14 protein-coding genes are annotated in these 16108 nt (G+C 62.8%); 12 read left to right on the plus strand and 2 right to left on the minus strand.

What is annotated here, in order from left to right; translation table 11 throughout:
- The first annotated feature begins 99 nt into the window (after positions 1-99).
- From fliE to IWW33_RS10265, 12 genes are all read left to right on the plus strand, one after another.
- Positions 100-417 (plus strand): flagellar hook-basal body complex protein FliE, encoded by a 318-nt coding sequence (gene fliE, locus IWW33_RS10210; RefSeq protein ID WP_046786924.1) that lies wholly within the window; start codon positions 100-102, stop codon positions 415-417.
- Positions 418-512: 95 nt separating this feature from the next.
- Entirely contained in the window at positions 513-1910 is a 1398-nt protein-coding gene (fliD, locus tag IWW33_RS10215; protein ID WP_119688067.1) for a flagellar filament capping protein FliD, read from the plus strand.
- Between the two features lie 24 nt (positions 1911-1934).
- Complete coding sequence (gene fliS / locus IWW33_RS10220) at positions 1935-2330, plus strand: flagellar export chaperone FliS (RefSeq protein WP_046786922.1); 396 nt, start codon at positions 1935-1937, stop codon at positions 2328-2330.
- A gap of 8 nt (positions 2331-2338) precedes the next feature.
- Positions 2339-2704, plus strand: a complete 366-nt coding sequence (locus IWW33_RS10225) for a flagellar protein FliT (RefSeq protein ID WP_046786921.1) — start codon at positions 2339-2341, stop codon at positions 2702-2704.
- A gap of 320 nt (positions 2705-3024) precedes the next feature.
- Positions 3025-3360, plus strand: a complete 336-nt coding sequence (flhD, locus tag IWW33_RS10230; RefSeq protein ID WP_046786920.1) for a flagellar transcriptional regulator FlhD — start codon at positions 3025-3027, stop codon at positions 3358-3360.
- Between the two features lie 3 nt (positions 3361-3363).
- Positions 3364-3930, plus strand: coding sequence for a flagellar transcriptional regulator FlhC (flhC, locus tag IWW33_RS10235; RefSeq protein WP_046786919.1), 567 nt, complete (start codon positions 3364-3366; stop codon positions 3928-3930).
- Between the two features lie 95 nt (positions 3931-4025).
- A complete protein-coding gene (motA, locus tag IWW33_RS10240) occupies positions 4026-4904 on the plus strand; it encodes a flagellar motor stator protein MotA (protein WP_046786918.1) in 879 nt (292 codons plus the stop codon).
- Positions 4901-5776, plus strand: a complete 876-nt coding sequence (gene motB / locus IWW33_RS10245; RefSeq protein ID WP_046786917.1) for a flagellar motor protein MotB — start codon at positions 4901-4903, stop codon at positions 5774-5776. Before motA ends, motB begins: the two co-directional genes overlap by 4 nt.
- A gap of 100 nt (positions 5777-5876) precedes the next feature.
- A complete protein-coding gene (gene flhB / locus IWW33_RS10250; protein WP_046786916.1) occupies positions 5877-7046 on the plus strand; it encodes a flagellar biosynthesis protein FlhB in 1170 nt (389 codons plus the stop codon).
- Complete coding sequence (gene flhA, locus IWW33_RS10255; protein WP_046786915.1) at positions 7043-9136, plus strand: flagellar biosynthesis protein FlhA; 2094 nt, start codon at positions 7043-7045, stop codon at positions 9134-9136. The genes flhB and flhA overlap by 4 nt, the downstream gene beginning before the upstream one ends.
- A 161-nt stretch (positions 9137-9297) precedes the next feature.
- A complete protein-coding gene (locus tag IWW33_RS10260) occupies positions 9298-9990 on the plus strand; it encodes an RNA polymerase sigma factor FliA (protein WP_174141059.1) in 693 nt (230 codons plus the stop codon).
- A 25-nt stretch (positions 9991-10015) separates the two neighbouring features.
- Positions 10016-11338 (plus strand): UDP-glucose/GDP-mannose dehydrogenase family protein, encoded by a 1323-nt coding sequence (locus IWW33_RS10265; RefSeq protein WP_119688063.1) that lies wholly within the window; start codon positions 10016-10018, stop codon positions 11336-11338.
- 18 nt (positions 11339-11356) lie between these two features.
- Here IWW33_RS10265 and IWW33_RS10270 read toward each other — a convergent pair whose 3' ends face one another.
- Together IWW33_RS10270 and IWW33_RS10275 are read right to left on the minus strand one after the other, a co-directional pair.
- A complete protein-coding gene (locus IWW33_RS10270) occupies positions 11357-14764 on the minus strand; it encodes a tetratricopeptide repeat protein (RefSeq protein WP_174141060.1) in 3408 nt (1135 codons plus the stop codon).
- A gap of 164 nt (positions 14765-14928) precedes the next feature.
- Positions 14929-15981 carry a flagellin gene (locus IWW33_RS10275; RefSeq protein WP_046786911.1) on the minus strand — a complete coding sequence of 351 codons (1053 nt, stop codon included), beginning with the start codon at positions 15979-15981 and terminating at the stop codon, positions 14929-14931.
- Between the last annotated feature and the right edge of the window lie 127 nt (positions 15982-16108).

A 16108-nucleotide genomic window follows, 5' to 3' on the forward strand; every position in this document is an offset into this window, starting at 1 on the left:
GGGCAGAAAAGCCCGTAGTTTTACGGTCAATTGGGCCGATTCCTACAGACTCAGGCTTGCTAACCTGCCGCGTATTCGCCAGCCACGAGCCACTGCGCCATGACCACTCAAGCCCTTGCCGATGCCTTGCAACAGTTGAGCAGCCTCGCCGAACAGGCGCAGGGCGGTAGCGCCAACAGGCTGAGCCAGGCCGCCGGGAGCTTTGCTGGCGAGCTGCAGGCCTCACTGCAGCGCATCAACCAGCTGCAACAAACCGCGAGCAGCCGGACCAATGCGTTTCAGGCGGGCAGCAGCGAAGTGTCACTGGTCGATGTAATGGCCGACTCGCAGAAGGCCAGCGTCGCCTTCCAGATGGGCGTCCAGGTGCGCAATCGCCTGCTCACTGCCTATAAGGATGTGATGGCCATGCAGGTTTGAGACATGCGTCACACATTTTTAGGGTAATGCCTTAAAGACGCAGTCATCGCTTGCCGATGTTGCGCCCAGACGCGCACATCAGGACGGACCAGCACATGACCACCACCACCAGCTCCACAGCAAGCATTACCAGCCTCGGCGTAGGGTCGGGGCTTGATCTGGAAAGCATCCTGGAGAGCCTGGAGGAATCGAAGACCACAAGCCTGCTGGACCCGATCACCGCTCAGGAAGAGTCTGTCGAAGCCGAAATCTCGGCCTATGGCACCTTGACCAGCGCACTCGACACGCTGCAGTCAGCCGCCGAAGCACTGGCCGACGCCAGCCTGTACGAGTCTCTGAGCACCAGCATTTCGGGCAGCGGCGTGGCGGTGACCACCAGCAGCGAGGCTGTGGCCGGCACCTACAGCATCGAGGTGACCCAGCTTGCCCAAGCCCAAAGCCTGGCAACCGATGGCATCAGCGATACGACCACGACCCTGGGCACTGGCACGCTGACATTGCAGGCGGGCAGCAATGATGCAGTGTCCATCACCCTGGACAGCAGCAACAACACCCTGGAAGGCCTGCGCGATGCCATCAATGATGCCGACGCCGGCATCACCGCGACCATCGTCAGCGACGGCAGCGACAGCCCCTACCGCCTGGTGCTGACGTCCGACAGCACCGGCACCGAAGCGGCCATGACAGTCAGCTACAGCAGCAGCGACAGCAGTGACCTGGCCGCCTCCCTGTTCGGCTATGCCGACGGCACGGGCAACATGACCGAGACGGTGGCGGCACAGGATGCCGAACTCACCATCAACGGCATCGCCATCACCAGCCAGAGCAACACGGTGGAAGAAGCCCTGCAGGGCGTCACACTGACCCTGAGCGACACCGGCAGCTCACAGACACTGACCATCACCCGCGATACCGACTCGATCGAAAGCGCCATCACCGCATTCGTCGATGCCTACAACGACTTCGTCACCACGGTGGACGAACTTACCGCCTATGACGCCGATGCCGGCACCAGTGGCGAGCTGCTGGGCGACTCCACCACCCGTCGTATCAGCACGGAGCTGGCCAGCGACATCTACACGCAGATTGGCAGCGGCACGTTCAGCTACCTCTCGCAGCTGGGTATTGCCCTGGAATCGGACGGCACGCTGTCGATCGATGAAGACACGCTGGCAAGCGCCCTGGAGGACAACATCGACGCGGTGTCCGAATTTTTCATCGGCAGCGATGGCAGCTCAGGCTTCATCACCCGCATGACCGAAGACCTGGACAACTACCTGGATGAAGACACCGGCCTGATCCCGGCCAAGACAGACAGCCTGGACAACAAGCTCGATCAACTCGAAGAACGCTACGACGAAAAGCAGGCGCTGATCGATTCCGAAATGGAGCGCTGGCGCGAACAGTTCACCGAGCTGGATACGCTGATCTCCACGCTGAACTCCACCGCCGATTACCTCACCGAACAATTCGAGGCTCTCAACAGTGATTAATGTGTCAACGACGGAGCATGCAGGATGATGTCATCACACGATGCCAGCGCCTATGCCAGGGTCGGCCTGGAAAGCGCCATCCTGGCCGCTTCGCCGCATCAGCGCATCAGCCTGCTGTTCGACCAGTACCAGGCGGCGCTGCGCCTGGCGAAACTGCACATGCAGGCGGGCAACACACCCGAAAAGGGCAAGGCGATCACCCGGGCGATCAACATCGTCACCCGCGGCCTGCGCGCTTCGCTGGACCTGGAGCAAGGCGGCAGCATCGCCCGGCAACTGGACGAACTCTATGACTTCGTTGTGCGCCTGCTGTTACGCGCCAACCTTGAGAACAACGAAGAATCGCTCAATGCCGCCGCCAATTTGCTGGGCACTATCGCCTCGGCCTGGACCGCGATCGGCCCGCAAACCGAGGATTAACGGTAGTTATGCTGCAAGCACAAGTTATCGCTGCCTACGAAGGGCTGCTTGAGCAATCGCGACGCATGCTGACGTGCGCGGAAAATGCCGATTGGGACGGTATTTTCGCACTAAAGTCGCAGGGCCTTATCGATGCCGCCAGCCTGCGCCGCGCCGAAAGTCAGGCCGAACTCGATGAGGCCGGGCAACTGCGCAAACTTGAACTAATCACTGAAATAGTGGCGCTGGACAGCCAAGTAAGCCGCTTTCTACAAGCCCGGCAGAACCACCTTGGCGAACTCATGCAAGTGGGCCGGCAAAAGAACGATCTTGATAATGCGTACCGCGTCACAGGCGGCAAGGTGCTATCGTTGAGCCATCGCTTGTGCCAGTAGGTACATTCCGCCATCATAAGCAAGCTAACTAATGCAACATTCTGGTGTAAAAATCAGTGCCTTCAAGAGCACGAAAAATAACCGGGAAAAAGTCTGCCCCTTTCTGTTATCGGTCGACACGCTTGATAGTTTAGGAAAAATTTCTCGATGCTCCCAAACGGAGCACACCACTGCTCAACACATTGATAAGCCGAAAAAACCAGGCCACCCAAACGCTCGCACCAACGGCTTCGAACGTGTTCGGGCCCGCACCAGGCGTGGTTGGCAAAAAGGTTTTACGGGGTATCGGGGCGTAGCAACTTTTGAAGGAGGGGAGAACGGTGCCGCACACCAATAGCTACCTTGCAGACATTCAGGAACTCAACCTTTCCTATCTGCTGCTGGCGCAGAACATGTTGCGCAAAGATCGTGAAGTCGCGATCTTTCGCCTGAAACTCAGCGAGAACATGGCGGACTTGCTGACCGGGCTGAGCAGCAAACAGATGACCCAACTGTCAAGGATCAACCAACTGATCTGCCGGCCCATCTTCGAAGAAGCCGATCGTATTTCGAAGGCACTGGAAAACTCACGCGAACTGGGCATGGTTGAAATCCACACTTCCCTGCTGATGGCGGCTGCCGACCGTTCAGATGGCATGCACAGCAGCGGCGTCTGAGCCATGTCGGAGAAAAGTCTGGTCACCGAGATGCAGCAGGTACAGCTGGCCATCGAGCTGATCCAACTGGGGGCTCGCCTGCAGGTGGTAGAGACGGAAACGTCGCTCACCCGCGGGCGGCTCATCCGGCTGTACAAGGAAGTACGTGGAGCCCCGCCGCCCAAAGGCATGCTGCCTTTTTCAACAGACTGGTTCGTGACCTGGCTGCCGAACATCCATTCCTCGCTGTTCTACAACATCTACCGCAGCATGCTGGAGATAGGCGGCCACCGGATCGATGCCTTCATCAAGGCCTACCGGCTGTACATGGAACATGCCAGCGATACCGACGGCGAGCGGGTGCTGGGGCTGACCCGCGCCTGGACGCTGGTGCGCTTCGTCGAGAACGGCATGCTTGAGCAGATTCGTTGTTCCTGCTGCTCAGGGGCGTTCATCACCCACTCCTATTCACCAACGCAGAACTATGTCTGTGGCATCTGCCAGCCACCCTCGCGTGCAGGCAAGACCTTGAAACGCCGCGAGGTCGAGCCCGATACCCTCGATAACCTGCGCCCGGCCAGCCAGCGCTGACCGGGCTTTACCCCTTCCCAGACAAGTTCTTTCAAGTCACCTCTCGTCGTTGCCGATCTTCAGCGAACATTCACTGGAAGCTGAGGAGCGGCGACGTGCTCATTTTTTTAGGTCTATTCGTGGCACTGGCCTCGTCACTGGGTGGCTTCGTGCTGTCCGGTGGCAGCCTGGGGCCGCTGTACCAACCCACCGAGCTGCTGATGATCGTCGGCGCCGCGCTGGGCGCCTTCATCGCCGCCAACAACGGCAAGGCCATCCGCGCCACCTTCGGCGCGATCTCGACATTCAAGCGCAGCACCGGCTACGACAAGGCGTTCTACCTGGACCTGCTGGGCATGCTGTACAACCTGCTCAACAAGGCGCGCAGAGAGAGCCTGCTGGCCATCGAGCGGGACATCGACGACCCGCAGCAGAGCCCAGTGTTTTCCCAGTATCCACAACTGCTGAATGACCCGTTGCTGCTGAACTTCGTCGTCGACTACCTGCGCCTGCTCATCAGCCTGTCACTACAGGCCCACGAACTCGATGAGCTGATGCAGCACGAGATCGAGGAATTCGAGAACGAGGCCCATCTGCCCGCCGATGCGTTGTACAAGATCAGTGACGGTTTGCCCGCCTTCGGCATCGTTGCCGCCGTGCTCGGGGTGGTCAAGGCCCTGAGCGCTGTGAACGTGGGCCCCGACATGATGGGGCAGATGATCGCCCACGCCCTGGTAGGCACCTTCCTCGGCATCTACCTGGCCTACGGCGTCGTCGCGCCGCTGGCCAGCCGCATCGAACGGCAAACGGCCGAGTCCACCAAGATGCTGCACTGCCTGCGCGTGACCTTGCTGGCCCATGTGAAGGGCATTCCCCCGCAACTGTCGGTGGAGTTCGGGCGCAAGGCCTTGCACAGCGAGGAAAGGCCCAGTGCCGATGAGCTGGAGAACCATGTGCGAGGGGGGATCGGGCAGCCGAGCCCGGCAACGGCATGAGTGACCAGCCGATCATCGTCCGGCGCAGGAAAAAGGCGGCCAGGGGGCACCATGGCGGTGCCTGGAAGATCGCTTTCGCCGACTTCATGACCGCATTGATGGCGCTGTTCCTGGTGCTTTGGGTGCTCTCCAACGCCGGCAAAGGCGACAAGGACGCCATCGCCCAATACTTCAGCACGCCTTTGCTGGTAGCCCTGAGCAAGGGAGACAAGAATTCCGCCAGCACCAGCGCCATACCCGGCGGCGGTACCGACGCCAGCCTGTCCGAGGGTGAAATGGCTCGCAAGGCGAGGCGCCCGACCCGCCTGTCGAGCGAGGAGCGGCGCCACCTTCAGGCCCTCAAACAGCGGCTGGAAGATGCCGTGGAGCGTGACCCCAAGCTGCGCGACCTGAAACAGCAGATCGCCATCGAGCTAAGTCCGGAAGGCCTGCGCGTGCAACTGCTCGATACCGACAAGAGGCCCATGTTCGAGCTGGGCAGTGCAAGGGTAGCGCCCTACATGAGCCAGCTGCTGCGCACGTTCGCACCGGTGCTCAATGAGTTGCGCAACCGCATCCAGATCAGTGGCCACACCGACAGCCATCCCTATCCGGGGGGCGAGGCCACCTACAGCAACTGGGACCTGTCTGCTGACCGCGCCAAAGCCTCCCGCCAAGAGCTGGTGGCCGGCGGCCTGGACCCGGACAAACTGCTGCGGGTTTCCGGCATGTCCGACCGTATCCGCTTTCCCGGCGCGGGCCCGTTCGACGCGACCAACCGGCGAATCGAGATCATCGTGCTCGACAGCCAGGTCGCGAAGCGCATCCTCAACCAGGACGAATTCGGCACCCAGCCGCTGCCCCCCGAGCAGCCTGGACAAACGCCACAATAGCGGGGCATTCAGGCGGCTTTTCGCGGGATGAGCGTGCCTGGCAGTTGCACACAATAGCGCCCCCTTCCCCGCCCGGGTGCGTGCAGCTGCCTGGAGAACCATGGCCGAAACCAGCAGAGAAGACCGGACGGAAGCGGCAACGCCACGCCGCATCGAAAAAGCCCGGGAAGAAGGGCAGATCGCCCGCTCCCGCGAGCTGAGCACGTTCATCATGCTGCTGGCGGGCATAGGTGGGCTGTGGAGCATGGGCGGGCACCTGTACGACCGTCTTGGCGGCATCGTCGAACAGGCACTGCTGTTCGATCGCGCGCAACTGTTCGACCCCGCGCGCATGCTCAGCACCTTTACTGCGCTTGGTGGCGCCGCCCTGCTCGCCTTGGTGCCCTTCTTCGCCCTGATGCTGATCGCCGCCGTGGCGGCACCTACCCTGCTCGGCGGGCTGGTCATCACCCTGGCAGCGGCGCGCCCCCGCTTTTCTCGCCTCAACCCCGTGAGCGGCCTGGCACGGCTGTTTTCCGTGCAGGTGCTGGTAGAGCTGGCCAAGGCCATTGCCAAGGCGGCACTGATCGGGACCGTGCTGTACCTGTTTCTCGATGCCCATATCGGCCAGTTGCTGGGCCTGCCAAAACTGCCACCGCAGCAGGCGCTGGTGACGCTCATGGCATTGACTGCCAAAGCCTGTGCAACCTGCGTGGCCGCACTGATCCTGGTGGTGGGTATCGACACGCCTTATCAGTTGTGGACGTACGCGAAGAACCTGCGCATGTCCAAGGAAGAGGTGCGCCAGGAGCACCGCAATGCCGACGGCGACCCCCACGTAAAGGCACGGATACGCCGCCTGCAACAGGCCCGCGCGCGCAGGCGCATGATGAGCAAGGTGCCCAAGGCCGATGTAATCGTCACCAACCCCAGCCATTTCGCGGTGGCCCTGAGCTACCGCAAGGATAAGGACGCCGCCCCGCGGGTAATCGCCAAAGGCGCAGATGCCGTGGCATTGCGCATTCGCGAACTCGCCCAGGATCACGACCTGCCCATCCTCGAGGCACCGCCGCTGGCACGCGCCCTTTACTTCCACGTGGATCTGGACAAGCAGATCCCTGCCGAACTGTACACCGTTGTCGCTGAGGTGGTGGCCTGGGCCATCCGCCTCAAACGCGTCAGTGAACAGGGCGGACTCACGCCACCCGTTCCGGTCAACCTCGACGTTCCCGAGGGCATGGACAAGCCAGGACGACGCCCCCACTCACCCGAGGACCTACAGACCCCATGAAAGGCCTGACCGCCCTGTTCCGTCGCGACAACTGGCCCGTCGGCGCCGAACTGAAGATCATGACCGGCCCGATACTGATCGTGCTCATCTTGTCGATGATGATCCTGCCGCTGCCCAGCTTCATTCTCGACCTGCTGTTCACCTTCAACATCGCACTGGCCATCATGGTGCTCATCGTCAGCATGCTCACCGAGAAACCACTGGATTTCTCATCGTTCCCCTCGGTGCTGCTGTTCACCACCTTGCTGCGCCTGTCGCTGAACGTAGCCTCGACCCGGATCATCCTGATGCACGGGCATACCGGCACCGATGCCGCTGGCAAGGTCATCGAGGCCTTCGGCGAGTTTCTGGTGGGCGGCAACTTTGCCGTGGGCCTGGCACTGTTCATGATTCTGGTCACCATCAACTTCATGGTGATCACCAAGGGTGCCGGACGTATTGCCGAAGTCGGCGCGCGCTTCACCCTGGACTCGATGCCCGGCAAGCAGATGGCGATCGACGCCGACCTCAACGCCGGGCTCATCGGCGAGCCGGAGGCCCGCAAGCGCCGCCGGGAAGTAGCCCAGGAAGCGGACTTCTTCGGCTCCATGGACGGTGCCAGCAAGTTCGTGCGTGGCGACGCCGTGGCAGGCCTGGTGATCATGGGCGTGTGCGTCGTCGGTGGCCTGGCCATCGGCCTGCTGCAACACGACATGAGCTTCGCCGACGCGGCGCACACCTACACCATGCTCACCATCGGTGACGGCCTGGTAGCGCAGATTCCTGGCCTGGTGATCTCCATCGCCGCCGGTGTAATGGTCTCGCGGGTGAACACCGAAGAAGACGTCAGCCGGCAGATGATCGGCCAGCTGTTCAGCCGGCCGAAAATGCTGATGATGACGGCCGGGGTGATGGGCTTGCTGGGCCTGGTGCCCGGCATGCCCAACCTGGTATTCCTGCTGCTGACCGCACTGCTGGGCGGCCTGGGCTGGTGGCTCTCGCGGGAGGAGCAGCAGGCTGAGCAGACGCCAGCGCAGGCCGCCTTGCCAAAGCCCGCGGCACAGAACAGCGAGGCGAGCTGGGATGACGTGAAGCTGGTCGATACCCTGAGCCTGCGTGTGGGCCACCGCCTGATTACGCTGGTTGATGTGCGCCAGCAGGGTGAGTTGAGCACCCGTATCAAGAGCCTGCGCAAGAAGTTCGCTCAGGATGTGGGTTTTCTGCCACCGGTGGTCCATGTGCGCGACAGCCTCGAGCTTTCGCCCAACACCTACATCATCAGCCTCAAGGGTGTGGAAGTCGGGCGTGGCGAGATCTACCCGGGTAAATGGCTGGCGATCAACCCCGGCAAGGTTACCGGCCAGCTTGAGGGCAAAGAGGGGGTGGACCCGGCCTTTGGCCTGCCGGCGATCTGGATCGACCAGAACCTGCGCGAACACGGGCAGATCTACGGCTATACCGTGGTCGATGCCAGCACCGTGGCAGCCACCCACCTCAACCACCTGCTGCATCAGCACGCCAAGGATATGCTTGGCCGCAGCGAGGTGCAGAAGATGCTGGACAAGCTGGGCGGCGACGGCAAAGGGCTGGTCGAGGAAGTGGTACCCAAGCTGCTGACCCTGACCCAACTGCAGCGGATATTGCAAAACCTCTTGGAAGAGAACGTCCCCATCCGTGACCTGCGCACCATCCTCGACACACTCGCCGAGCACGCAGGTGCACAGCAGCCAGCGGATATCCAGGAGCTGACCGCGCTGGTGCGCGTCGCCCTCGGCCGCTCCATCGTCAACCAGTACTACGCAAACAAGCCCGAGCTGCGCGTCATGGGCCTGGACTTCAACCTGGAGCAGGTGGTGATGCAGGCGGTCGGCAACGGCGGCTCACTGGAGCCGAGCCTGGCAGACACCCTGATGAAAGAAACCTCCCTGGCGCTCAAACGCCAGGAGCTGGCCAATGACCCTGCCGTGCTGGTGGTGCCCAACCGCTTGCGCCTGGTGTTGTCGCGCTTCCTGCGCCGGCGCCTGCGCCAGCTGACGGTCATCGCCCTGAGCGAAGTGCCCGATGACCGCACACTGCGGATCACCAGCATCATCGGCGCACCTACCACATAACCCACCGCTAAGGGGCGAATAGCCCTGCATGCATGGGGTTGTTCCGGGCTTAGCTGCCCGGACGCAGCACCGATAATCCCGAACCTACCCCTTGGGCAGCGCGCAGTCTGCGAACGGCGCGGATGCCTGACCGCCACACTTGTTCTGCACAGGCACGCACGATGTATACGGCACAAGGCAAGATGCACCAGCATGAGCTGCTTCAGCAGTACTTGCCCTTGGTCAAACGGCATGCACTGAACCTCAAGACCAAGCTGCCACCCGGCTTCGATCTGGAGGACCTTATTCAGGCAGGCAGTATCGGCTTGCTCGATGCCTTGACCCGCTACGACCAGGAACTGGGCATTCCTTTCGGCACCTTTGCCGCCCACCGCATTCGCGGGGCGATGATCGACGAGTTGCGCACGCGTGACTGGGCACCGCGCAGGGTCAGGCGCCAGGCCCGCCTGATGGAAGAAACCGTCTACCGGCTGGAGCACAGCCTCGGCCGCGCCCCCACTGAACGCGAGATTGCATCGGCCATGGGCATGGCCTTGGCCGAGTACCAGCAGCTGCTGGCAGACATCAACGGCAGCCACATGCTGCCCATCGACCAGGTCAGCGATGACTACCTGGCAAGCCACGAGCCACAGGGCTCCAACCCCCTCAATGCATTGCTCGAAGAGAGCAATCGCACCGGCCTGATCCGCGCCATCGACAACCTGCCCGAGCGGGAACGGCTGCTGATGGTCCTGTATTACCAGCAGAAGCTGAACATGCGCGAGATAGGCCTGGTGCTGGGTATCAGCGAGTCGCGGGTCTGCCAGCTGCACAGCCTGGCCATCACACGGCTGCAAGCAACGCTGGTGGGCTGAGCCCGCCCCACACGGTAGGAACGCCATGAAGATCAGTGTGTTTGGTTCAGGGTATGTGGGGCTGGTGGCAAGCGCTTGCCTGGCCGATGTGGGCCACGACGTAACGTGCATGGACATCGACCCGCAACGCATCGCGCGTCTCAATGCCGGCGAGGTGCCCATCCATGAGCCCGGCCTGGGCCTGCTGATCGAAGCCAACCTGCGCGCCCAGCGCCTGCACTTCAGCACCGATGCCGCCCAGGCCATCGCCTTCGCCCAGGTGCTGTTCATCGCCGTGGGCACGCCGCCCGATGAAGACGGTGCGGCCGACCTTCAGTATGTCCTGGCTGTTGCCAGGGACATTGGTCGCCACATGGAGGGCTACAAGGTGGTGGTGGGCAAGTCCACCGTGCCCGTTGGTACAGGCGAGAAGGTCCAAGCCACCATCAAGGCCGAACTGGCCGCTCGCGGCCTGGCGATACCCTTCGATGTGTGCTCCAACCCGGAGTTTCTCAAGGAAGGGGCCGCCATCGAAGACTTTACCCGTGGCGCCCGCATCGTCGTGGGGACGGGCTCCGAGCAGGTCAAGCGCCTGATGCGTGAGTGCTACGCCCCCTACAACCGCCACCACGACAAGCTGATGTTCATGAGCCTGCGGGCTGCGGAGCTGACCAAATACGCCGCCAACGCCATGCTGGCGACCAAGATCAGCTTCATGAACGAGATGGCCAACCTGGCAGAGCACCTGCGGGTCGATATCGAAGAGGTTCGTCACGGTATCGGCAGCGACCCGCGCATCGGTTACGACTTCATCTACCCGGGCTGCGGCTACGGCGGTTCGTGCTTTCCGAAGGATATCCAGGCGTTGAGCCGCAGTGCCCGCGAGGTCGGCTACGAACCCCAGTTGCTGAACGCGGTCGAGGCGATCAACCAGCGGCAGAAGGCTTCACTGTTCAGGAAACTGGCGCAGGCCCTGAACGGCGAGCTCGCAGGCAAGACCATCGCCGTGTGGGGCCTGGCCTTCAAACCCGATACCGACGACATGCGGGCAGCCCCCAGCCGCGAGCTGATGGAGGCATTGTGGGCCGCCGGTGCGCGGGTGCAGGCCTACGACCCGGAGGCCATGGCCGAATGCCAACGCCTTTACGGCAAGCGTGAGGACCTGCTGCTGGCCGGCGACCGAAAGCAGGCAATCGAAGGCGCCGACGCGCTGGTGATCTGTACCGAGTGGAAGGCGTTTCGCAGCGTCGATTTTCACTGGTTACGCCAGCAGTTGCGCACCGCCGTGGTCATCGACGGGCGCAACCTCTACGACCCCCAGGCCGCCGCCAGCGCCGGCCTGACCTATCGGGCCGTTGGCCGAGGCTGACCTTCCAGGCCCGCCGATTCAGCTGGCGTATGCCACCTCGTTGAAGCTTGCCACCAGCCAGGTCAGCTCATTGCGCGGGATATCTGCCATCGGCTGCAGATCGAAGCGCGCCATACGGCCGATGTACTCGGTTGGCGCCTGTAAGCGCTCGACGACGTGATAGTGCGGGCGGTCCAGGTAGTCATCGAACAGCACGATGGTCGGCTTGCGTACCCGCAGGCAGGCGGTGACGAAGCACGCCACGCGAAAGCGCCCGTCGATCAGGATCACATCTGGTGCCTGGAAGAACGGCTCATCCCATACCCGCAACGGATAACTGTGGAACCGCTTCCAGCCTTCGGCGTTTTTCGGCCGGGCCCAGGCGCCTGTGGCGCCCACGTCGACCGGATAGATGCGCGGCACCGAGGGCAGTGCGGCAGCTTCGATCCAGCGCTGCATCTGTTGCGCCCAGTGCAGGTCATTCTCGACCGATACCACGGTCTTGCCGGGCATTCGGCCGGCAAGGACGGTTGACCCGCCACTGCCATACTCGAGAATCACATTCGCCTTGCTGTAAAGCTTCTCGACGTAGCGCGCAACCTGGGCCGGGAAGGTCAACTGCGGCGCCTGGAAGGGTGCTGGCGCCACGCTTGGCACCGCCGCCGGCGGTGCGTCACGCGGGGCATGGGGCTTGCCCGGGCCGGGCTGGCAATGGCGCAGGTACTGCTGCGCGACTTCGTCGCCCAGCCCGCGCAACAGGTGCACTGCCACGTCCTTTGCGTCGTAGACCGTGTGCAGCAGGAACGCCAGCTTGCGGCGCTGGTTCTCGCAGAGCGCCGCCATGCGCTCGGCATTGGGCAAGAACAATGCATCGGCACAGACCAGTTGTGACGCGGCCAGGCCGGCACAGCCCTCATCCTGCGCGGCAAACCTGCGGTACTGCTGGTTGTGCAGCCGACAGAGGCTGAAGCCGAGCAATGCCAGGCGCTGCGAGACAGCGGCGATGTCCGGCTGGCCTTCATGGCTCGCAGAGAAGTTGATACGGGCCTGCACCAGCAACGTGTTGGCCAGTGTTCGCGCGCCATGTTCGAGCAGCGCTACGCTGTCGTTGAGGTTGTCGAGCAACAGCCAATCCACCGAGCCCAAGCCCTCGATGGCATCCAGCCGCAGCGACGGCAGCGGCAGACGGGCCAGAACCTGCGAGGGCAGCAGCGGTCCGGGTACAGGCAATGGCTCCAGCGTGGCGCTCAGCGCAGGGTCCAGGCAGGCGCGCAAAGTCACCGCACGCCCGTCGCCCAGCGCGGTATTGGGGTAGTAGTGCAACTCCCCCAACTGGGCCAGCTGTTCGGCGTTACCGATGCGGCCGGCCGGGTCGAAGGCGATGGTCGACAGCACGCCCATCCGCTGCAACCCAACGAATCGTGGCGATGCCAGCAACGTGGCGCCATGGTCCAGGGTGACGATACGCCCCTGAAATCGGAAGCTGAAGCCGCCGTCTGCCGTTGGCGCCGCAGGGTGGCAGAGCGCAACGGCGTCGTGTTCGCCTTCGAAGAAGGCTTGGCCCTGTTTGTCGAACGTCAACGCGGCGGGTGCCTGGCCGGCGCAATGACGCTGCCAGATGGCCCGTAACGCACTGCTCAAGTGGCTGGCGAAACGCTGGTTGTCGCAAACCGGCGAGTTCATCAACACCCCGCGCAGCAAGCTGCGAATGGTTACAAGGCTGCTCAGGTCACCGGCCAGGCCGGCGGCACGCGCCCTGTACTGCTCCCAACTGCTCACCACCAGCTCGGGCAGGCCGGCATTGACCAAGTGTGTGGCGCTATGGCGCCCCGCGAAGGTAGGGCCAGGCAGGGTGACCACCGGCACGCCCATCAACAGCGCTTCGCAGGTGGTCAGGCCGCCGGAGTAAGGCCATGGGTCCAGCGCAATGTCGACCCGGTTGTAGCTTTCCAGCAGGGCCTTGTGGCCCACCGGCCCCTCCACCTGCAAACGCTCCGGCACAATGCCCTGCGCGCCCAGCACCTCGAGCACATACTGGCGCAGCTCGGGGTTGGAAAAAGCGCTGCCCTTGAGCAACAGGCGCGAATCGGGCACCTCGTGCAACAGCGCGGCCCAGTGCGCCAGCAGCTCATCGTTGATCTTGGTCGGGTTGTTGAAACAGCCGAAGGTGATGAAACCATTGGCCAGGGCTGGCAGCGGTAGGACATCTGGCGCGTAGGGCGGTGGGTCGTAGCAGATGTAGTCGTCGGGCAGGCGGATCAGCTTTTCGGTGTAGAACGCATCCTCCCCTGGCGGCGACTCGATGGCGTCGCTGAGGAGGTAGTCGATGGCATCCAGCCCGGTGGTGTTGATCAGCCCGCCAACCCACTTCACCAACAGCGGGGCGGGCTGCAACGCCATGCTGCCCATGCGGTTGCCAGCATTGTGGCCACTGAGGTCGATAAGAATGTCGATGCCATCGTCGCGGATTTGCTGCGCCAGGCGCTGATCATCCATGTGCTTGATCGATCGCCAGGCATGCATGCGTGTGCGGATGCGACGGGTGAGGTGGTCGCTGACCTGGCTGCTGCTGTAGGCGAACAGGTGGAACTGATGGCTGGGCAAACGCTCCAGCACTCCGACGATCATGTTGCCTACCGGATGCTGGCGCAGGCCATCGGAAACCAGCCCGACCCGCAGCAGCCGGTCCGGTACAAGGTCGATCATTTGTGGGCGGGGCGGCACCACGTCAGGCCCGAAACGGGACTGCCACTGCTTGCACACCTCGAAAATGTACTCGCGACTTCTGCGCGGGTCGTAGTGCAACGTGGTCAGGCGGTTGGAGTAAGGCAGCACGTCCCGGCGCCCGGCCAACTCGATGGCGCGGGTGTAATGCTCGTCCGCCAGCGCCAGCTTGCCGATGTCCTTGCACAGGTTGGCCAGGTTGTTCCAATGGCTGTAGTCCTTCGGCTCCCGCCCGACCAGTGCCTCGAACACTGTGATGGCTTCACCGTGGCGGTCGAGCCGGCCGAGGATCAACCCCTTTCGGGCCAGCATGCGGCAGTCGTCAGGCTGCCCCGCCAGCGCTTGCTCGATGTGCTGCAGCGCCTGGGTGAAACGGCCTTTCTCGAAATGCAGCGTGGCCAGCCGGTGATGGGCCGGGGGGAAGTGTGGCGCGTGATCCAGTGCTTGTGCGGCCAAAGTTTCGGCGCGCTCGCTGTCACCCAGCTTCTGCGCGGCCTTGGCCACCAGTTCAAGTGTGTGCGGGTCGTGCGGCAGCAACTGCAGGGCCTGCTCGAAACTGGCCAGGGCCTGCTCAGGCTCCATGGCCAATTGCAGGTTGCCGAGCGTTTGCCACGCACTTGCGTCATCCGGGCGCCGCTGGCAGTGGCGTCGCGCTTGGGCGAGATCGACGGGGGCCTGGGTATGACGGGGGTTTGGCGTGCGGGCGCGCTGGGGCTTTGGCATGAAGAACGGCCTTGTGGCAGAGGGACTCTAGCTTGAATGCTATCCCTGTGCTGGCCAGGTCAAAGCCCGGATAAGGCGCTGTATCTGGAGGGTCGGGGGCGCTTTGCGCCCCAATCGCCGGTAAGCCTGCGAAGAGCGCGGCGTGCGCCGCGCTCCTGGCTTTATTACTGCAGCAGCGACAGCATCTGTTGCGGCATCGAGTTGGCCTGGGACAGCACCGAGGTACCTGCCTGTTGCAGGATCTGCGCGCTGGTCATGGCCGATACCTCAGTGGCGTAGTCCACGTCCTGAATGCCGGAGCGGGCAGACGTCAGGTTGGTCACCGTGGTGGAAATGTTGGTGATCGCCGAATCGAAGCGGTTCTGGATCGCACCCAGGTCCGAACGCATGGAGTCGATGGTGTTCAGCGCGTTGTCCAGCGACGTCAGGGTGTTGGTGGACTTCTTGGTGACCGCGTTGTCGGTATCGATGGTGATGGTCGCGGTGGTGGTGGAGCCGCTGGTGGTGGTGTCTACTTCAGCCGCGTAGGTCTTGCCGCCAACGGTCAGGAAGTAGTTGCCATCGGCGTCTTCCGACAATGTGCCACCGCTGACGGTGGTACCGGAGCTGTCCACATAGCTGGTGTTGGTGGAGGTGATCGCGGTACCCGAGTCGTCGGTCAGGGTGGTGGCGGTCAGGGTGGTGTCGTAACCGTTGACGTTGAAGTCGCCCAGGCCCAGGGTCTCGGCATTGATTTCGCTGAGCGAAATCTCGATGGTTTCGCCGTCGTTGGCACCTACCTGGATGCTGATGGTCTGGTCTTTGGCCAGCACGTCGACGCCGTTGAACGACGTTTGTTCGGAGATACGGTCGATCTCGTCCAGACGCTGGGTGATTTCGTCCTGGATCGACTGCAGGTCGGACTGCGAGTTGGTGCCGTTGGATGCCTGCACCGCCAGCTCACGGATGCGCTGCAGGTTGTCGTTCACCTGGTCCAGTGCACCTTCAGTGGTCTGCGCCAGGGAGATGCCGTCGCTGGCGTTGCTGCTTGCCTGCTCAAGGCCGGTGATCTGCGAGGTCATGCGGTTGGCGATGGCCTGGCCAGCGGCATCGTCGGAGGCGCTGTTGATTTTCAGGCCCGAGGACAGGCGCTCGATCGAGGTGCTCAGGCTGCTTTCCGAAGCACTGAGGTTTTGCTGGGCGATAAGCGAGGTGATGTTGGTATTGATCACAGACATCTTGCAGTTCCTTTCGTGGGTGGGCACTTGTGGCAAACACGGGGCGGCGCTCCACGCGCTCAGCGCCGTTGTCTTGCTGTCAGCGCGAACATCGGCGCACGGAAAACCGACCTTTAGCGCCACACTG

The sequence above is a fragment of the Pseudomonas sp. M2 genome, from assembly GCF_015751845.1.
In the GTDB taxonomy this organism is placed as follows: domain Bacteria; phylum Pseudomonadota; class Gammaproteobacteria; order Pseudomonadales; family Pseudomonadaceae; genus Aquipseudomonas; species Aquipseudomonas putida_E.

Coding starts and splice junctions, on each gene's coding strand:
- fliE (WP_046786924.1), top strand. CDS start 100: ATGACCACTCAAGCCCTTGCCGATGCCTTGCAACAGTTGAGCAGCCTC.
- flhC (WP_046786919.1), top strand. CDS start 3,364: ATGTCGGAGAAAAGTCTGGTCACCGAGATGCAGCAGGTACAGCTGGCC.
- motB (WP_046786917.1), top strand. CDS start 4,901: ATGAGTGACCAGCCGATCATCGTCCGGCGCAGGAAAAAGGCGGCCAGG.
- fliS (WP_046786922.1), top strand. CDS start 1,935: ATGATGTCATCACACGATGCCAGCGCCTATGCCAGGGTCGGCCTGGAA.
- IWW33_RS10275 (WP_046786911.1), bottom strand. CDS start 15,981: ATGTCTGTGATCAATACCAACATCACCTCGCTTATCGCCCAGCAAAAC.
- flhB (WP_046786916.1), top strand. CDS start 5,877: ATGGCCGAAACCAGCAGAGAAGACCGGACGGAAGCGGCAACGCCACGC.
- fliD (WP_119688067.1), top strand. CDS start 513: ATGACCACCACCACCAGCTCCACAGCAAGCATTACCAGCCTCGGCGTA.
- IWW33_RS10260 (WP_174141059.1), top strand. CDS start 9,298: ATGTATACGGCACAAGGCAAGATGCACCAGCATGAGCTGCTTCAGCAG.
- IWW33_RS10265 (WP_119688063.1), top strand. CDS start 10,016: ATGAAGATCAGTGTGTTTGGTTCAGGGTATGTGGGGCTGGTGGCAAGC.
- flhA (WP_046786915.1), top strand. CDS start 7,043: ATGAAAGGCCTGACCGCCCTGTTCCGTCGCGACAACTGGCCCGTCGGC.
- IWW33_RS10225 (WP_046786921.1), top strand. CDS start 2,339: ATGCTGCAAGCACAAGTTATCGCTGCCTACGAAGGGCTGCTTGAGCAA.
- IWW33_RS10270 (WP_174141060.1), bottom strand. CDS start 14,764: ATGCCAAAGCCCCAGCGCGCCCGCACGCCAAACCCCCGTCATACCCAG.